Source organism: Clostridium sp. UBA5119 (genome assembly GCF_002414285.1).
Lineage (GTDB): Bacteria > Bacillota > Clostridia > Clostridiales > Clostridiaceae > Clostridium_J > Clostridium_J sulfidigenes.
Map to the genome: position 1 here is coordinate 21,590 of NZ_DHYX01000038.1, position 19,102 is coordinate 40,691.

At 29.7% G+C, this 19,102-nt stretch carries 19 protein-coding genes, 2 pseudogenes and 1 riboswitch; of the genes and pseudogenes, 5 read left to right on the top strand and 16 right to left on the bottom strand.

The features are described from left to right. On the bottom strand, positions 1-224 hold a 224-nt coding region (locus B2671_RS05120), incomplete at its 3' end, for a DUF520 family protein (protein ID WP_346869452.1). Positions 225-1,237: 1,013 nt separating this feature from the next. On the opposite strand from B2671_RS05120, the gene B2671_RS05125 reads away from it, so the two are divergent. After that, positions 1,238-2,839 carry an ABC-F family ATP-binding cassette domain-containing protein gene (locus tag B2671_RS05125; protein WP_346869453.1) on the top strand — a complete coding sequence of 534 codons (1,602 nt, stop codon included), beginning with the start codon at positions 1,238-1,240 and terminating at the stop codon, positions 2,837-2,839. Between the two features lie 49 nt (positions 2,840-2,888). Here B2671_RS05125 and B2671_RS05130 read toward each other — a convergent pair whose 3' ends face one another. From B2671_RS05130 to thiW, 3 genes are all read right to left on the bottom strand, one after another. Next, on the bottom strand, positions 2,889-3,887 hold the full coding sequence (locus B2671_RS05130; RefSeq protein ID WP_346869454.1) for a tyrosine recombinase XerC: 999 nt from the start codon (positions 3,885-3,887) through the stop codon (positions 2,889-2,891). A gap of 91 nt (positions 3,888-3,978) precedes the next feature. Beyond that, positions 3,979-4,812, bottom strand: coding sequence for a hydroxyethylthiazole kinase (thiM, locus tag B2671_RS05135; protein WP_346869455.1), 834 nt, complete (start codon positions 4,810-4,812; stop codon positions 3,979-3,981). A 57-nt stretch (positions 4,813-4,869) separates the two neighbouring features. Beyond that, positions 4,870-5,373, bottom strand: coding sequence for an energy coupling factor transporter S component ThiW (gene thiW / locus B2671_RS05140; protein ID WP_346869456.1), 504 nt, complete (start codon positions 5,371-5,373; stop codon positions 4,870-4,872). 94 nt (positions 5,374-5,467) lie between these two features. Then, positions 5,468-5,569, bottom strand: a riboswitch (TPP riboswitch). A gap of 141 nt (positions 5,570-5,710) precedes the next feature. Here thiW and B2671_RS05145 point away from each other — a divergent pair. Continuing rightward, on the top strand, positions 5,711-6,397 hold the full coding sequence (locus B2671_RS05145; protein ID WP_346869457.1) for a type II CAAX endopeptidase family protein: 687 nt from the start codon (positions 5,711-5,713) through the stop codon (positions 6,395-6,397). A 27-nt stretch (positions 6,398-6,424) separates the two neighbouring features. Here the strand turns inward: B2671_RS05145 and B2671_RS05150 are convergent. Next, positions 6,425-7,799: pseudogene (locus B2671_RS05150) on the bottom strand (adenylosuccinate lyase). Between the two features lie 213 nt (positions 7,800-8,012). On the opposite strand from B2671_RS05150, the gene B2671_RS05155 reads away from it, so the two are divergent. Next, on the top strand, positions 8,013-8,219 hold the full coding sequence (locus B2671_RS05155; protein WP_150845516.1) for a DUF378 domain-containing protein: 207 nt from the start codon (positions 8,013-8,015) through the stop codon (positions 8,217-8,219). 240 nt (positions 8,220-8,459) lie between these two features. Next, the gene (locus B2671_RS05160; RefSeq protein WP_346869458.1) at positions 8,460-8,954 is read left to right on the top strand and encodes a metallophosphoesterase; all 495 of its coding nucleotides are present in this window, start codon (positions 8,460-8,462) and stop codon (positions 8,952-8,954) included. A gap of 220 nt (positions 8,955-9,174) precedes the next feature. On the opposite strand, the gene B2671_RS05165 is transcribed toward B2671_RS05160, so the two are convergent. The 6 genes from B2671_RS05165 to B2671_RS05190 all read right to left on the bottom strand — a co-directional run bounded on the left by B2671_RS05165 (position 9,175) and on the right by B2671_RS05190 (position 13,045). Further along, positions 9,175-9,414 (bottom strand): hypothetical protein, encoded by a 240-nt coding sequence (locus B2671_RS05165; RefSeq protein ID WP_346869459.1) that lies wholly within the window; start codon positions 9,412-9,414, stop codon positions 9,175-9,177. Between the two features lie 126 nt (positions 9,415-9,540). Further along, the gene (locus B2671_RS05170; RefSeq protein WP_346869460.1) at positions 9,541-9,717 is read right to left on the bottom strand and encodes a hypothetical protein; all 177 of its coding nucleotides are present in this window, start codon (positions 9,715-9,717) and stop codon (positions 9,541-9,543) included. A 100-nt stretch (positions 9,718-9,817) separates the two neighbouring features. Beyond that, positions 9,818-10,333 (bottom strand): GNAT family N-acetyltransferase, encoded by a 516-nt coding sequence (locus B2671_RS05175; protein ID WP_346869461.1) that lies wholly within the window; start codon positions 10,331-10,333, stop codon positions 9,818-9,820. 44 nt (positions 10,334-10,377) lie between these two features. Then, on the bottom strand, positions 10,378-10,965 hold the full coding sequence (locus B2671_RS05180; RefSeq protein ID WP_346869462.1) for a hypothetical protein: 588 nt from the start codon (positions 10,963-10,965) through the stop codon (positions 10,378-10,380). After that, complete coding sequence (locus tag B2671_RS05185; protein WP_346869463.1) at positions 10,965-11,735, bottom strand: aminoglycoside adenylyltransferase domain-containing protein; 771 nt, start codon at positions 11,733-11,735, stop codon at positions 10,965-10,967. Before B2671_RS05185 ends, B2671_RS05180 begins: the two co-directional genes overlap by 1 nt. Before the next feature lie 17 nt (positions 11,736-11,752). Continuing rightward, positions 11,753-13,045 carry a GNAT family N-acetyltransferase gene (locus B2671_RS05190; RefSeq protein WP_346869464.1) on the bottom strand — a complete coding sequence of 431 codons (1,293 nt, stop codon included), beginning with the start codon at positions 13,043-13,045 and terminating at the stop codon, positions 11,753-11,755. 167 nt (positions 13,046-13,212) lie between these two features. Between B2671_RS05190 and B2671_RS05195 the strand changes: the two genes are divergently transcribed. Further along, positions 13,213-13,920, top strand: a complete 708-nt coding sequence (locus tag B2671_RS05195; RefSeq protein WP_346869465.1) for an HAD family hydrolase — start codon at positions 13,213-13,215, stop codon at positions 13,918-13,920. A 40-nt stretch (positions 13,921-13,960) separates the two neighbouring features. On the opposite strand, the gene B2671_RS05200 is transcribed toward B2671_RS05195, so the two are convergent. From B2671_RS05200 to B2671_RS05220, 5 genes and pseudogenes are all read right to left on the bottom strand, one after another. Then, positions 13,961-14,620: a V-type ATP synthase subunit D gene (locus B2671_RS05200; RefSeq protein WP_035131357.1), complete on the bottom strand. Its 660-nt coding sequence runs from the start codon at positions 14,618-14,620 to the stop codon at positions 13,961-13,963. 3 nt (positions 14,621-14,623) lie between these two features. Continuing rightward, positions 14,624-16,007 (bottom strand): annotated as a pseudogene (locus B2671_RS05205) (V-type ATP synthase subunit B). After that, positions 16,000-17,775, bottom strand: coding sequence for a V-type ATP synthase subunit A (locus B2671_RS05210; protein WP_346869466.1), 1,776 nt, complete (start codon positions 17,773-17,775; stop codon positions 16,000-16,002). The pseudogene B2671_RS05205 and the gene B2671_RS05210 overlap by 8 nt, the downstream one beginning before the upstream one ends. Positions 17,776-17,792: 17 nt before the next feature. Then, a complete protein-coding gene (locus tag B2671_RS05215; RefSeq protein ID WP_035131363.1) occupies positions 17,793-18,101 on the bottom strand; it encodes a V-type ATP synthase subunit F in 309 nt (102 codons plus the stop codon). Next, on the bottom strand, positions 18,094-19,095 hold the full coding sequence (locus tag B2671_RS05220; protein WP_346869467.1) for a V-type ATP synthase subunit C: 1,002 nt from the start codon (positions 19,093-19,095) through the stop codon (positions 18,094-18,096). Before B2671_RS05220 ends, B2671_RS05215 begins: the two co-directional genes overlap by 8 nt. Positions 19,096-19,102 lie beyond the last annotated feature (7 nt).

The window sequence follows — 19,102 nt, forward strand, 5'->3', positions numbered from 1 at the left end:
ACGCCTCTTTTAATGAATTTTCCCTTGAGTATATCGATTACAGTATCTAACTTAAACTCATCGTCAGATATGAGCTTAACTTCATCTTTTAGTAAAGTTATTTCTGTCTTAGTACCTTTAAAGTCATATCTTTGTTTAATTTCCTTTAGGGCTTGATTAATAGCATTATCAACTTCTTGCATATTAATTTCAGAAACCACATCAAAGGAATATGAACTTGCCATACTTAGAACCTCCTTAAAATAATCTATATGTAAAAAACATATAAATATATAATAATTTATATATTCAAAAATGTCTATATAAATTTAAAAAAATTTAGATTTATTTTTAGTTGATGTTTTTCAATAGTTTTGTTAAAATAGTCTAATGATTTAATAAAGATAAAACAGGAAGTGATGATAATGAAATACTGTATTTTTGATGAAAAGAAGGTATGCAATGATTGTGGAGAGNNTGCAATATATGTGAATATAATAGGGATAAGATCTGTGATAACTGTGGTAAATGTCTAGAGATTGAAGGATATGATGTTAAGGCAGTAAAAATAGATGAGGTATTTGAAAAAAACAAAGAGGAAGAAATCAAAATTAATTTGGAAGACTTTAGTGATTTTGATACAATTGAAGAAGAGGATAGCTTTGAAGAAGGTGTAGTACCATTAGAAGAAGATGAAATACCATATATAGATGCTCTCGATGATGAATCTAATTGGGATTATATATCTGATATAGAAGGCATGGATGAACTTATGGAAGAAACGGGTACGGATGGACTACTACATGAAGAATATCCAGGTTTATATATAGTAAATAATAAAAGATAGCTACACAAAACTATTATATATGATATAATAGTTTTATAATATATTACTACGGAGGTACAAAAGAATGAGCATTACTATTCTTAATTAATTTTATAGGCATAACAAAATAAATATTTATTACAATTTAAATATAATTTTATATTTTTGTTATGCAATTAATTAGGCAGTGGTAATCTATTCTTTTAATTCTAATCATATAATAAGTATAAGACTGTTTTGGTAAGTAAAGGTATGTAACTATAGTTTACTTAATAGTTTCTATTTACCCTTAACCAGTCTATATTATATGAATTAATAATAGAGTTGTAAGTTTGGTTTTAATTGCTTATTGTGATTAAAACCTTTTTTGTTTCTTAAAATTGAAGTACCACCATTGCCTTTTGATAGACTTTATTAAAAGGAGTGTTATAAATGGGTAAGATAATTATAAAAAATATTTCTAAATCCTTTCAAAATCGCACAATTTTAAAAAATATAAGTTTTGAAATAGGAGATAATTTTAAGATAGGTCTTGTAGGAGAAAATGGCGTAGGTAAAAGTACCTTAAAACAAATAATAACTAAGGAGATATCCTACGATGAAGGAAGTATCAATTATATTCCTTCAAATATTCTTATCGGAATTATAGATGAAAACTTATGTAATAATAATACTTTTTTAAGTGGTGGTGAAGCTACTAAAAAAGAAATTCTTAATATATTTCATAGTAACTATGATTTGTTTATACTAGATGAGCCTACAAATCATTTAGATTTAAGCGGTGTTCAATGGTTAGAAAGACTTATAAATTCTATAAATAAACCTATGATTATAATAAGTCACGATAGGTTTTTTTTGGATGAAGTTACAAATAAGACCTTTGTTTTAAGCAATAACGGAATAAAAATCTATGAAGGTAATTATTCTTCTTATGAAAAACAACTGTTGATGGAAAAAATAACTAATGAAAATTTATATAACAAACAACAACAGGAAATAAGGGCTTTGAAAGAAAATATTAGTCAAAGAAAACAATGGTTTAACAAAGCACACAAAATGGCGGGTACTAATGACCACTTAAGAGCATTAAGTAAAAAACATGTTTCTATAATGAGATCAAAAGAAAAAAAGTTAGAAAAATTAAAAGAAAATGGAGTTGAAAGAATAAAGGATAATTCTTCAATTAAACTTATACTTAATAATAATAATAGTTTTAAAACAGCCATAAGAGTTGAAAATCTTAGTAAATCCTTTGATAAGAAATTATTATTTAAAGATGGAAATTTTACTATAAATGGTGGAGATAAAGTCGGCATCATTGGTAATAATGGTAGTGGGAAGACTACATTACTAAATATTCTTCTAGGTGAAGATAAGAATTACATTGGTGATGTTTATTTAAACCCAAATATGAAAATTAGCAGTTTATCTCAATATCTAGAAGTAGTAAATGAAGAAATAACTATATTAGACTATTTATTAACCACCAATGAAACTGAAAATATAATTCGGTTATATTTGGGAAGTGTATTTATAAAAGGGGATAGAGTAAATACATTAATTAAAAACTTAAGTATGGGAGAAAAATGCAGAGTAATATTTACTAAAATAATCATTGAAAATCCTGATTTAATAATTCTTGATGAGCCAACTAATTATATGGATATCTTATCTAAAGAAAGTGTAAGTTTGCTTTTAAAAAGTTATTCTGGAACAGCTTTGGTAGTTTCCCATGATAGACATTTAATTTCTACAGTATGTAATAGAATTCTAAAAATAGAAAATAATAAAATTATTAATTTTACTGGAAATCAGACTGAAATAATTGAGTTTTTCACTTATACTAAGGCTAGAAACATTAAATTAAAGATTAATAAAGATGAAATATTAATGCTTCAGTGTCGACTTTCTCAGCTAAGTGGTTTACTAGATGATCCTTCATTAGAAAAGGATGCTAAGTTAAATTATGAAAAAGAATTTTTGAATACGAGCAGGCGTATATCTGAATTGAGAGATAGAAAATATAAAAACTAATAAAAAGAAGGATAGCAGCCATAGATTTGATAGCTGATATCCTTCTTTATTACTCATCTCCTAAGGGGTGAGTGTTAATTGCCTCTCTTAGGGTTTCATCATCAACATGAACATATATTTGTGTAGTACTAACATTTTCATGACCTAATATCTCTTGTAGAGTTTTAACATCTACACCACCATGTTTATGAAGTAATGTTGCAGAGGTATGCCTTAATTTATGAGGTGTGTATTTATCAGTATCAAGACCTGCTGCACCTACATATTTTTTTATTATTCTTTCTACAGTGCGTTTATTAATTCTTCTATACTTTCCACTTATGAATAGAGCCTCTCTATCCTCACTATGAACTTTATCTGCAATATCATTTCTTACAACAAGATACTTGTTTATAGCCTTAATGGATGCTTTATTAAGATATATAGTCCTTTCTTTATTTCCTTTACCAATGACAGTAAGGGTATCACCTTTAATATTAGCAATATTGATGCTGCAAAGCTCTGATAGTCTCACACCACAATTTAAAAATAGGGTAATTATACATAAATCCCTAGGTGAATTTTTATCTCTATTATTAGCTACAGCTAATAAGTCTCTACTTTCATCCAAGGTTAAGTAAATGGGGGAGCGCTTTCCTATTTTAGGACTTTCTAAGTCTAAAGTAGGGTCTGTAGGTATAATTTTAGCTTTAGAACATAAATAGTGAAAAAAGGACTTTAGAGAGGCAACTTTTCTTGCCTTTGCATAGGTTCCATTTTCTCTCATATTCTCTAAAAAGGATAGATAGGTGTAAAAATCAACCAATTCTAAATTTTTAAGATAATCAGAAGAGATGTTATCAATAGGAATACTTTCAAAGATTACATCCTGTGATAAAGTTACTTCATTATTATGTACTTTAAGAAATTTAAAGAATAAAGTTAGATCATAAGCGTAGGCAACTAAAGTATTGCTAGAAACACCTTTAACAGAAGAAAGGTAACTTAAATAATCCTTTAGTATTTTTGGTAGAGAATTATCTTGCATATAATTTAATTTAGAATCCATAAAATCCATTCCCCTTTAATTTTTATAGCATAATGTCGCGAAACTTACATTTCACGACATTAATTATTCTATGAAGAGAGGTAAAAATCCTTTAATTTTTAAAAAACTTTTCTATTTTTATTTTCTCTTCTAGAATTTTATAATCCATATTACCCACATAATCGATCAAATGTATTTTTAAAGATCCACTTCCCTGAAACTTTTCTACTATTTTATTATAAGCAAGTTCACCACATACTCCCATAATGCAGAAAGCAGTTACCGTTGAATCAAAGATTTTATGAGGATTAGCACCAACTAAAACTCCTATAATTGATGAAAGCATACATCCTGTTCCGGTGACATTTCTCATAGATGGATGCCCATTTCTAATAATATATACTAAATCTTTATCTGCAACTATATCTATAGCCCCTGTAATGGCTATAATTGCCCCTAGATCCTTAGAAAGTTCCCTGGCTAGAGTAATTGCACCTTCTATATTATTTTCGGTTATAGACTCAATTTCACTGGCATCTACACCCTTACATAGTGTTTTTTTCTTTCCTATAGTTTTTATTTCAGATATATTACCTTTTATAACTTGAAAATCTACAGTGTTTAAAAGTTCCTTTACAGCCTGTTGTCTAAAGGATGATGCGCCAATACCTACAGGATCTAATATTACAGGATGCTTTAATTTATTAGCTCTCCTCCCTGCCTTAATCATGGCTTCTAGCTTTCTTGGATTTAAAGTACCTAAATTCATTACTAAAGCATTACAGAAGGTGGTTATCTCCTCTACTTCCTCTGGATCATCTGACATAATAGGAGAACCACCACAAGCTAAGGTTATATTAGCACAATCATTAGCAGCTACATAATTAGTTATATTGTGCACAAGAGGGTTAGTTTTTCTTGTTGAATCTAAAATATCTTTAATCATTTTATATCCTCTCCCTAAGATCTATTTTAAAATACTAAGATACTAAGATATTAAGCTCTAATTACCTTCATTAGAAACTTTATCTAATACTCCTGTTTTTTTAAGAGCTATTAAAAATAGTATAGCAATTAGTGTGCCACCAATAGAGCTTACGCTAAATGGCACCACAAAGCCCCATAGCGCGGCTTCCTTTGATAGGATGAACTTTGCTACCGGATAGGCTATTAAAGCTCCTATTACCCCAGTACCGAAGATTTCTCCTATGGATGCCATAGTTATTTTTTTATTATATTTATATAGGATTCCAGCTAAAAGAGCTCCACACATACTTCCAGGAAAAGCTAGGAAAGTACCTGTACCAATAAGCACTCTAATTGTGGAAGTAAGGAAAGCTATAGCTATTCCATAAAAAGGTCCTAAAATAACAGCTGATAAAACATTTATCAAATGTTGAACTGGAGCACATTTTGCAACTCCTACTGGTATAACTATAACTGTAGATAAAATAACTCCCATGGCTATGAAAATTCCAGCTAAAGTTAGTTTTTTTGTTTTTAACATTACATATCATCCCCTCAAAATCAATATTTTTAAATTACTTGCCCTCCCTTATATGCACAAAAATAAAAGGCATACCAACTAAGTGGTATACCTATAATTATATAAATCTACTTCCTACGTTGGCATTATCCAAATCAGGTACGGTCGAAGTTTACACTCCCTCTCAGCCTGTACACAAGCTCCCGAGTATTAAGTTAACTAAATATTATCATAATGAATTACTATAGTCAATTAAGGATATACTTTCTATTTTAGAAAAATAATATGCTATAATTATTTTAAACCCTTGAGTCAGTATTTAAAGATATATACATAAAATTTTCAAGGAGGATGATCTATGGAAAATAAACAAGCCACTCTATCTATTATTTTAGTAGTAATATTAGGTTGTATTATCATGGCCTTAGTGGAAATTTTAATTGTACCTAATTATTTTACAAAGTCTTTAATAAAAATATGTATCTTTTTACTATTGCCCTTAATTGTATGTATAAAAGAGAGAGCTATTTCCTTTAAAGCACTTTTTAAAGGAAGTAAAAAAAGTATATTTTTTGCACTTATATTTGGTATAGTTGTATATGTCTTTATACTAGGAGCTTATTTTATTCTAGGTCCATTTTTTGATTTTTCTATGGTTACTACTAATTTAGAGAATAATTTAGGAGTAACTAAAGAAAACTTTTTATTTGTAGCACTATATATTACATCAGTTAATTCCCTTTTGGAAGAGTTTTTCTTCCGTGGTTTTTCCTTCTTATCTTTAAAACAGGTAAGTTCAAGAAAAGCTGCTTATATTTTTAGTGCTTTAGCCTTTGCAATTTATCATGTGGCTATTATGAATAATTGGTTTACTCCCCCACTGTTCATTTTGCTTATAGTTTCACTATTTATAGCTGGACTTCTTTTTAATTACCTTAATGAAAGGTTTAATAATATTTATGTCTCATGGATAGTTCATATGTCCGCTAATTTAGCTATTAATACTGTGGGATTTATTCTCTTTGGCATCATAAAAATAAGCTGAAATGCATTAGCATTCCAGCTTATTTTATTATACGTTTATTTCTACTTCTTCACCTAATTCATTTTTATGAGCTTCTAATATTGGGTTTATATATTCCTCTATAAAATCAACTACCTGCCCACTAGATCTTCCAGTGAACTTACTTGGATCTATTATAGATAGAATCTCTTCTTTTGATAATCCAAAGGATTCATCAGCTAATATTCTTTCTATTAAATCATTCTTTTCTCCAAACTCTTTTACTTGTCTTGCAGCAGCTAAAGAATGTACTCTTATTTTTTCATGAAGTTCTTGTCTATCCCCTCCACGCTTAACAGCTTCCATCATAATATTTTCTGTAGCCATAAATGGTAACTNNTATATACAGGTTAAGCACTCCATCAAGAGCTAAGAAAGCTTCTGCAACGGATATACGTTTATTAGCAGAATCATCTAGTGTTCTTTCAAACCATTGAGTTGCAGCAGTAATTGCCGGGTTAAGAGAGTTTACAATTATATATCTTGAAAGTGCACTAATTCTTTCACTTCTCATAGGATTTCTCTTATATGCCATAGCTGAAGATCCTATCTGATGCTTTTCAAAAGGTTCTTCCATTTCCTTCATGTTTTGAAGAAGTCTCATATCATTACTAAATTTGTATGCACTTTGTGCTACTTCAGATAATGTATTTAATATTATAGAATCTAATTTTCTAGAGTAAGTTTGGCCAGTAACAGGATATGCTTTTTCAAAGCCCATTTTTTTACATACAATTTTATCTAGCTCTTTAACTTTTTCTTCATCATTGTTAAATAAAGACATAAAGCTAGCTTGAGTTCCTGTTGTTCCCTTAACTCCTCTAAATTTCATTTTATCAATTGCAAAATCAAGGTTTTCTAAATCCATTAATAGCTCTTGCATCCAAAGAGTAGCTCTCTTTCCTACAGTTGTAAGCTGAGCCGGTTGAAGATGTGTAAATCCAAGAGTTGGAACGTCTTTATATTTTAAAGCAAACTTGCTTAGTTGATCTAACACATTTATTACTTTTTTTCTAATTAATATAAGAGCATCTCTCATAATAAGTAGGTCCGTATTGTCGCCTACATAACAGCTAGTAGCTCCTAGATGTATTATTCCTTTAGCTGATGGAGCTACAATCCCATAAGCATATACATGACTCATTACATCATGTCTAACTTCTTTTTCTCTAGCAGCAGCTAATTCATAGTCAATGTTTTCAATATTGTCTCTAAGCTCTTTTATTTGTTCATCAGTAATATTTAATCCTAATTCTTGCTCTCCCTCGGCTAATGCAACCCAAAGCTTTCTCCAAGTTTTAAATTTCATCTCCTCAGAAAAAATATAGCTCATTTCCTTAGATGCATATCTAGAATTTAATGGTGAATTATATGTATCTCTCATAGTAACCTCCGTACAAAAATGTTTTTTTATCTAATATCATTCACTATTATAACATATTATATAAATATAAGTCCAATTAAAATTCGTGTTACTTATAATAATAGGTTATTCTTATTGTTCTATTTTATCCAAATATATCATATATATTAAACATAAAAATATATTAATGGATTAAAACATATCATAATATAATAAAAATGGGGGGAAGTTTTTATGTGCAAAATTAGTTTATTAGACAAAATATCATTTGTACTTGTTATTATAGGCGCAATTAATTGGGGAATATTTGGACTCTTCAATTTTGATCTTGTTCATTTCATCTTTAGTTTTTCAGATATGCTAGTTAGAGCAATATATATATTAGTAGGACTAGCAGGCATAAATATGATTAGATTTTTATATTGTCTCAATAAAAAATAGTAGCTTTAATATTAAGAAATAGTTCTATATGTAAATATTTATATATGGAACTATTTCTATTTTTATGTAGGAAACTATTAAACTATGAAAAAATATAAATAGTTAAATAGTTGTACTGTTCATGGGGATTTCAGAGGATATGTCATTAGAATATTAGAATAAAATAGCATCATTTATGTTTGTTACTTAAGAATAATGGTATAATATTTTACGGAAATATATACTTATTGGAGGGATAACATGAAAATTGCTTTTATTGGTGATACTCATCATAATGAAAGAGCTTTAAAAGTAGCTTCAAAATATATAAATGATTTAAAATCTGATATAGTTATTCATCTAGGAGATTGCATAGAAGACGTAAAACTCTTAGAAAAAACTTTCAAAGGTGAAATATATGCAGTGGCTGGAAACTGTGATTTTTCTAAAACATATCCTAAAGAAGATACTCTTACTATTAATGGAGTAAAAATTTTCTTTACCCATGGAGATTTATATAAGGTGAAAAGTACCATGAATAGTATAGCTATAAAAGCAGAGAGCATTGGTGCTGATGTGGTACTCTTTGGTCATACCCATATACCTCTTAAAGAAGAATATAGAAATATTATATTTATGAATCCTGGCAGTATCCCTAAACCTTCTCCCTGGGCTAAGGGGAAATATATAGGCTTCATAGAAATTGATGATGAGGGAGTTATAGTTGCAGCTGAATTAAAGGCTGTAGAAGTATAAAATAAAAGCCATCTTTTCGAAGATGGTTTTTATTTTTATACGTGATTTATCTCATTATAAAGATTATCGTACATTTCATTTAACATTTTAATTTGTGAAGTACTCACTTTTATAACTTTATCTTTGAATTTCATTCCTTTTTCACCCATAAAATCTAAACAAAACACTAATGTATATAATTTGAGTATTTTTCTTTCAATTTCCAATGAATTCATTTCATTCATTTTTCTAAAAGAACTTCTACACTATCTACTTTTCTATAATCAAATATATTATTTTCTTTTATTCTTAACCTAGACCTATTAAGATGTTCTAGTATAACCTCTTTCCATGTTTTTTTATAACTTTTATCATTATAGGAAGTTAGATCCCCATATCCAGAATTTTTAGGTAAAGTTGATACTTTATTTTGTGTGTTTACTATATTTCTTGCAATATCTCTTTTTTCTTCATCTGACAAATTTAAATATATATTTCCTAAATCGTCTCCATGTATGTAACTCAAAACTAGATATGAAAATTCATTATACTTTCCATTATCAATGATTGAAGGAATCGGAAGGTTTAGAGGTTGCAATCTATTAAGTCAATATATAGTATCTTTATAAGCATGTTTATCATTGTTTATTCTTAGTACAAAGGTTTCTTCACCAAAACATATTTTATATACATAATTGCCATATCCTATTTCAAAAAATTTAATTCTACTTGGATATTCATTAAAACTCTTAAGACAAATTTCATTTACAATTGACTCATTCATTATATTAATTTCTCCTGTTCTAATTATTAGATATATTTTTATATTAAATAATATAAATTAAGGTTGCTCATAATAAGAATAATACTTAAAACTGATGTTTTTACCGAAGTTCTATCCAATATCTTTGAGTTATTTCATCTCCATTTATAACTTCATTTTCTAAAATTCCACCATTATTCATAATGGTTTTAGCTGAACCTGTATTATTTTTATCACAAGTAATTAAGGCTTTACTTATACCTAATTCTTTTACTATAGGTAGTGCTAGAGTTAACATTTGAGAAGCATAACCTTTTCTCCGATGAGAAGGTCTTATTCCATATCCAATATGTCCTCCATATTGTAATAAGTAGTCATTTAGCTCATGCCTAATATCTATAGCTCCATAAATTATTTTGTCTTCATCCATTAAAAAATATATTGAAGAAGGTACTAATCCTTTCTCATAGATACTTTCTGACTCATATTCTTTCCACTTATTTACTAACTCTTTGAAACTCATGCTATCTCGTTTAGCTGCATTTGGAACAATCTTTTCTTCAGTAGCTTCCCATTCAGTAATATAGTCTACATATTCTTTCTCCATAGATAATGTGGGTTTAACTAATTTAAACAACTATCTCACTCCTTGTCATATTATATATTTATTAAAGCTTTAATCTATATTTTAATGCCCTTCTCTTTTAAATAATTAAATATACGTTCTTTATCTTTTAATCCTTTGAATAATATTGCCTCATAAATGTAATATCCACTGGTAAATGGAGTTCTTCCTTCTTCAGTTATAATGGAGTTTTTTACATTTAAGATTAAGCTCCTGTTTTCTTCATTTAAATTTTTAATTACTTTAGAGACATAGTTTTTATTAAATTCAAAACTTTCTTTATCTACAATCCACAAATCCATTTTCCAAGTTTTATCGGTGATCTTACTTTCATATTGGATTCCCCAATAAAATCCCTTTGGAAGTCCTTTCTTAGGGTAATTAACAAAGTCTTGAAATTTCATTAGTTTAATGTTCTTTATCTTTGCAAGTTCACTCCCCATTTTAAAGAAATTATCTAAAGAAAATTCTTCTCCATTCATTACCATGTTCATATCAATATCTTCCCAGGCCATTAAATTAAATCTATAACTACCAGTATAATTAACTTGTCCATATTTCTTTAGAATAGAGTCAATACCTTCTTTATAAATTATATCTTCAGCTTCTTTATGTAATTCTATAGCACGATTTAAATAATTCATTATTTCACCTCACTATTAAAATAGTTATCTATATTGTTCATAATAAAATCTGCAAAATTAACTAGATCTTTTTCGTTAAAATCAGCTTCTTCTCCTTTTTCATAGCAGTTTAAAGCTTTTTCCACAGTCTTTATATACTCCTTCGGAAGATTAGAGCATGCCCATTGTCCACCCTCTTTTTTTGAACAAATAACGTCTTCTTTAAGATAATATAAAACTCTACAAAGATTAAGAATAGTATACATAGGCAACTTTATAATTTCTTCTCTAGAATTTGCTATGTCAAAATAAATTGATTTTAAATAGTCTTTTCTTGGTACAGGTGAAAATATATCTTCTATGGAGCTACCATATATACAAATCCCTCTAGCTCTTGTTATTGTAATATGAGCAGCTAAATCTGGATCTTCTCCATCTTCACATAAATAGCTATGATTAGCTTCATAAGTTGCTTTATATGCATTAGAATAGTGAAGTATATATGGAGTTGGATGCTTAAAGTTCTTAACATCCTTTTCTAAAAGCACACTCATTTCCAAACCTTTTCCTGGTCCATCTTTAGATAGTTCTAATAAAATATCTACAAGCTTTCTTTTATCATTGGCGTTTAGGTTTTCTTTTACTATTACTAAAAAATCTATATCACTTATATCAGGGTTAAAACAATCCATAGCTAAAGAACCATGAATATAGATTCCTATCAGGTTATCCTTTAATATGGTTTTATAGCTTTCTACTATACTATCTAATATGATTTTTATATTTTGCATTTTTTATAAATCCTTTCCTATAAGCTATAATTTTCATTACAAATATCTATGATAAATTTGATGAAGCTTTTAACTGAATGTTCTCTTTCAACTGTTGAATTGTAAAGGGATGAATGAGAATTTCTCTCTCTAAGTCTTAAACATTCTTTTATAATTAAACTGTACTCCTTAGGTATAATAGTTATTACATATTCTAAAGCTTTGTCTTTAGAGGTTATAGCTTTATTTTCTAAGGTATATAGTATCCTGCATAGGGTTGCAATTGCAAATTCAATCCATTCATCATGGAGAAATATATGATTTTCACTTAATTTATCTTTCCAATAATTATTTAAATTGTAGTTCATATTCTCTATAATACTACACCAATCCACTTCTATAGATAAACTGTTAACATCAGGGCAATTTATAGGTATGCCAAAATACTTTAATGTCCACCAAGTAATATAATTAATATCGTAATAGCCATAGTAATGAAGAATATTATCACAAAAGTATATATAAGGACTTATTTCTGAATTAAGCTTACCTACTTTATCCTTAGTTATATACATGCCTTCCATCCTATTACCATATTCAAAAGTTTTACTTATTTTCCTATGGACTTTTTCTACGGTACCAATATCTTCATTTTCAAATTCCTCATTTAATATTGTTATAAAATCTATATCGCTTGTTTTCTCATTAAAACACCCTAGTGCTACTGAATTATAAATATATATACCAAATATCTTATTAGGAAAGTTTTCTCTTAGGGATTTATCATATTCATTTAACATAGGAATTAAAATCTCTGGAATGGGCGTGTTTTTTACCTTCTTCTCATAGCAATAAAAGTGAAACGCTCTATTAGGAAAATATAATTTACCTACTCTTTTATATCCATGATTCTCGTATAATTTAAGTGCTTTTCTATTTTCGCTATAAGCATCTAATCTGATAGATGTATATTTATTTTCATCAGCAAACTCTTCAATGAATTTTAATATTTTCTTTGCAATTCCCCTACCTTGATATTCAGGAAGTACAGCTAATCTATGAATAACTAATACTTTTTCACCTTGAGTAATCCAATTTATGTTATTGTACTCTGAGGATTGCTCTTCATCTATGGCGAAATATGCTATAGATAGTCCGTTGTCTTTTAACAAATAGCAATTACCACTAATAATATCAGTTTCTATAATATCTAAACTGGGATAAAATTCATTCCATTGATAGATGTTATGGCTTTCCATATGAGTTTTACACTTAGAAATTATATCAAAAATACTTAACAGATCTTGTTTTTGACATTTAACAATATTCATAACCTATTTCCTTTTAATCATATTTTTTATTGAATGTATTTTAAAATAGTAGTTATATTATACCATTTATATAAATATAATTCATAAATTTATAACTATAATATTGAAGTTAGTGTATAATATTCATATATTTTCAAATTTATTATATTGATAGAGGATGTGATTTCATGAAAAAGCCTTTAGGTATATTATTTCACTTAGGAGATACTGTACTAGAGTATTATTATTATAATCCTATAGAAGGAACTAAAAAGATATTAGAAAACTCAATTAATCCATATAATGCAACAGCAGAAGAAATTCAAGAGTTAGTAGTAAAGTTAACCGAAGAAACCTTTGGAAAAAGAGATATGGTAGATATAGAAGTTAGTCTTCAAAGCTTTCAACGACTTTTATATGAAAACTTTAATATTGAATTTAAGGTTAATATGTTAGAAATTGAGAAGATTTTTTGCCTGTATGCCTTCAAGAGCAAGCCTAGCGAAGGTGTACAAGCATTATTTAATATCTTAGATGAAAAGAAAATTAAGTATGCTGCATTAAGTAATTCTTCTTTTACTTCTGAAACTTTAAGATATGAATTAAAGGAAAGTGGTCTTAATACTAATTTTCAATTTATAATGTCTAGCTGTGAGTACTGTTTGCGTAAACCCAATAAACTGTTATTTGACTTAGCGGCTAAAAAACTTGGAGTTGATCCTTCAGATATATGGTTTATTGGAGATAGTTATAAATATGACATGATAGGAGCAAAATCAGCTGGTATGTTACCTATCTTCTATAATAGAAAGAATAGTACGGTGACAAAGGGAATGGAGCTTCTAGAAGTTAGCTCTATGTATGAAATAGAAAAGTTAATTAAGGAATTTAAGTAAACAAATATTAAAATAAGAGGTAACCCGGAGGTTACCTCTTTTACATCTGCTCAGCTGCAGCCTGTGCTTTTTCCATCATATCTTTTACCTTCATTAGACGGCTTAAAGCACCTCTTTCATTTTCATCCAACTTCATTTTAATATACTTAATTGTTTCTTGAAGCTGAGGAATTGTCATATATTCTAGAGCGTTTACCCTTCTTCTTGTCTTCTCAATCTCATCGGCCATAAGCTGACAAGACTTTTCTACTTCTGCAAGTTCTAGAAGCTTAGGAAGAATTAAATAAAGCTGTTCTATAGAATTATCAAGTTCTGAGGAAGTACTATAAAATCCATAAGGATATATACTACCTGAATCACCTTCTAGCTTACGTACGAAGTTCATAACAGGTACATTTACACTCATTATGTTTTTTTCTGCTAGCTCTAAAGATATGCTTTCCTTAGGATAAGAAATGGCTTCTTCCAAGAACTCAGGTGATATAGCTGCTGATGCCATGAGGAAATCCTTAAAGGCACCTTGAAGCTTATCTTCAACTTCACCACGTAACTTATTGTTATATTTTATTAAATCTATGAACCTTCTCATTAATTCATCTTGTTTATCTTTAAGAAGTTTATGCCCTCTAGTTGCTGTAGCTAGTCTTTTCTTTAATTTGGATAGCTCCATTCTAGTAGGATTGACATTTAATCTTGCCATATGCTATGCCTCATCTCCCTTAGGCATATACTTTTCAAGGTATTCATCTCTAATTCTCTTAAGCTCTGTAGTAGGAAGTATGGTTAGAAGCTTCCATCCAAGAGATAAAGTTTCTTCTATGCTTCTATTTGTATTAAATCCTTGAGAAACATATTCATTTTCAAAAGCCTCAGCAAACTTAGCATATTTTTTATCTGCATCTGAAAGAGCAGATTCACCTAGAATTGCTGATAATTCTTTTGCTTGCTTACCTTGTGCATATGCTGAAAATAATTGGTTCATAGTATCTGCATGGTCTTCTCTAGTTTTACCCTTACCTATTCCTTTATCTTTAAGTCTTGATAGTGAAGGTAATACATCTATTGGAGGCATTATACCCTTTTGATATAACTCTCTAGATAAAATAATTTGTCCTTCTGTTATATATCCAGTTAAGTCTGGAATTGGGTGAGTCTTATCATCCTCTGGCATTGTAAGAATCGGAATTTGAGTGATAGATCCTTCTATACCTTTTAATCTTCCAGCTCTTTCATAAAGTGTAGATAGATCAGTATAAAGATATCCTGGGTATCCACGTCTACCTGGAACTTCCTTTCTAGCAGCTGATACTTCTCTTAAAGCTTCTGCGTAGTTTNNTTATATCAGTCAATATAACAAGTACGTGCATTCCTTTTTCATAAGCTAAATATTCAGCTGTAGTAAGAGCCATTCTAGGTGTAGCTATTCTCTCGATAGCCGGGTCTGAAGCTAAGTTCATGAATAGTACTGATTTATCTATAGCACCAGTCTTTTTAAACTCATCTACGAAGAATTGGGCTTCTTCAAAAGTTATACCTATAGCTCCAAATACAACGGCAAACTTAGAATCTGAGTTAAGAACTTGAGCTTGACGTGCTATTTGAGCAGCTAATTGTGCATGTGGAAGTCCTGAACCTGAAAATACAGGTAGTTTTTGACCTCTAACTAATGTATTAAGCCCATCTATAGCAGAAATTCCAGTTTGAATAAATTCAGATGGATAATCTCTTGATACTGGGTTAATTGGCTCACCGTTTATATCTACTCTTTTTTCAGCTATTATACTAGGACCATCATCGTTTGGATTTCCCATACCATCAAATATTCTTCCTAACATATCCTCAGATACTCCAAGTTCTAGAGGTCTTCCTAGAAATTTAGCTTTAGTACCTTTTAAGTTTATACCAGATGAACCTTCGAAAAGTTGAACCATTGCTTTAGAACCATTAACTTCTAGAACTTTACCTCTTCTCTTTTCTCCAGTTTGTAGTTCTATTTCAACTAACTCATCATATTTAACGCCTTCAACACCTTCAACAACCATCAAAGGTCCTACAACTTCTGTAACCGTTCTATATTCTTTAAGCATCTAGAACCCCTCCTTCGCTAATTAATCTATTAATTTCTACTACTAATTCCTCAGCGATGTTATTGATAGTGTCAATATTATTTTCTTCAATATATTTACTTCTTGCAATTTTATCTCTAATAGGTAAATTTAATATATTGTTTAGATAAACTCCAGCTTCTAAAGCACGTTCAGCTTCTTTTCTAAATAATAGAATTAATTTTAGCATTTTATGTTGTTTTCCAAGTGAAGCATAAGTGTCTATTTCATGGAAAGCATTTTGTTGTAAATAATCTTCTCTAAGAGACTTTGCAACTTCTAATTTTAATCTATCCTTTTCAGATAATGCATCTATACCTACTAATCTAACAATTTCATCAAGGCTAGCTTCTTCTTGTAGTAGTGTCATAGCTTCAATCCTTAGTTGAGACCAATCTGATGCTACTTCATTATCCATCCACTCACCTATACTATCTAAGTATAATGAGTATGAACTTAACCAGTTTATTGAAGGGAAGTGACGTTTATAAGCTAATTGAGCATCTAGTCCCCAGAAAACCTTAACTATTCTTAAAGTAGATTGAGTAACTGGTTCAGATAAGTCTCCACCTGGAGGAGATACGGCTCCAATGGCAGTAACTGCTCCTTGTCTACCATCTTTTCCTAAACATACAACCTTACCAGCTCTTTCATAGTAATCTGCAAGTCTTGATCCTAAGTAAGCTGGATATCCTTCATCACCAGGCATCTCTTCAAGTCTACCGGACATTTCTCTAAGAGCCTCAGCCCATCTTGAAGTAGAGTCTGCCATTATAGAAACTGAGTATCCCATATCTCTAAAGTATTCTGCTATAGTTATACCAGTATAGATACAAGCTTCACGGGCTGCAACTGGCATATTTGAAGTATTAGCAATAAGTACTGTTCTCTTCATTAAGCTTTCACCAGTTTTAGGATCTTTAAGTTCTGGGAATTCATTAAGAACGTCTGTCATTTCATTACCACGTTCACCACACCCAACATAAACAACAATTTCTGTATCTCCCCATTTAGCTATCTGGTGTTGAACTACTGTTTTACCAGCTCCGAAAGGTCCTGGTACCGCAGCAGCTCCACCTTTAGCTACTGGGAAAAATGTATCTACAACTCTTTGTCCTGTTACCATTGGTTCTATAGGCTTTAACTTACTAGCATAAGGTCTTCCTTTTCTAGCTGGCCATTTTTGCAGTAGGGTTAACTCTTTATCACCCTTTTCAGTTTCAACAATACATACAGTTTCAACTATAGTAAAGTTACCTGATTTTATTTCTTTAATCTTTCCTTTTACTCCATAAGGAACCATTATTTTGTGAAGAACTACGGCAGTTTCTTGTACTGTTCCAATAATATCTCCAGCTTCTACCTCATCTCCTACCTTTGCTGTGGCATTAAATTCCCAAACTTTTGTTCTGTTTAGTGATTTTACTGCAACACCTTTTTTAAGGAAATGAGAATTTGCGGCTTCCTGCAAAGCATTAAGTGGTCTTTGAATACCATCAAACATAGCTTCAATTAATCCTGGTCCAAGTTCTATACTTAATGGTTCTCCTGTTGTAATTACTGGGTCTCCAGGTCCTATACCAGAAGTTTCCTCATAAACCTGAATGGAAGCTTTATCGCCTCTCATTTCAATGATTTCACCAATAAGTCCCTTTTCACCAACTTTTACAACGTCAAATATATTAGCATTATCCATGTCCTTAGCAACTACTAATGGACCTGAAACTTTAACAATAGTACCATTCTTCAAGTTTTTTACCTACCTTTCTATAAGATATTTACTCCAACAGCTTTTTCTACATAATCGCTGATTTTTTGTTTACCAATATTTAGCGTACCTTGATTGCTTGGTATAAGTATAATTGCAGGTATAAGCTTTTTATTATACCTTTCAATAGTTTCTTCTAAATGCTGAGCTAATTGCTCAGTTAAAAATATTACAGCATAATTTTCAAAAGCCATTTTATCTACAATTTTTCTTGCTTCTTCAGCTTCAACTGCTGGATAAACATCAATTCCTAAGGCCTTAAATGCTAGTATTGAATCTTTATCTCCAACTACACCTATCTTATACATATAGTTCACGCAACCTTTCTCTGATAACTTCAGTAGCAACCTTATTAATCTTTCCTACCATAATAATTCTAATTATTTTTATTTCAGTTTCTTTAGCAATTATATATGCAATGATAGGCTCTGGTCCGAAGTTAACTCTTTTAGCTTCCCTTGCATGATCCATAATGTAATTATCATAGAGTACATCTAGGGATGAAATGCTACCTGTAGCCATATATTCTTCTAAGATGGTATGTAGTACCTTTGAGTAAGGGGTTCTAGATATTTTACTAGTAAAGATTTCTAGGGATTCATTTATTCCTTCTATAAAAAAGTTATGATTTATAGTTCCACCAGGTATTAATACACCTTCAAGGAATCTACCATCTTTATTTTGCTTTTTAACTCTAAGCATAGTCTTTATATTAGTAATATCTATGGACTCATTTACATATCTAGTTATATACTGAACATTTATATTCCTTGCTTTTTCTATCATACCTTCAAACATGTATTTATCTAAAAGAGTGTCTATTACTTGAGGATCAGAATTAACCTCAAACTCTTTTTCTACCTTAGTGATAACTTCTTCAATATGTTTATCTAAGGATTTTAATTCATCAGATAATATACAGTTTTTTAGAACTTCTAAAGGAATTGTTCCTATTGGTATTAAAATATTAGATAAATCCTTGCCCAAGGCTTTTGCCTTTAATAAAACTTTAATATTATGATAATCATATCTTAAACTCATAATATCTATAATTTCTTTTACAGGAGATATTTTATATAAAGTGCTGTAAAGATTCACTAGCTCTTCCTTAAGGATTTTTTCATAATCGTAAACTGAATCTATATTATTAATAAGTTCACCATAAGTAGTTTCTTGTAATATCTTTAAAACTTCCTGTGGACCATCACTATCTAATAATCTTTCAATTTTATTTTTATCAAGGAGTTTTTTTTCCATTACCCTTAATCGAGCTACAGCATGGGTAAAATCCATTCTGTCCATTTAAATA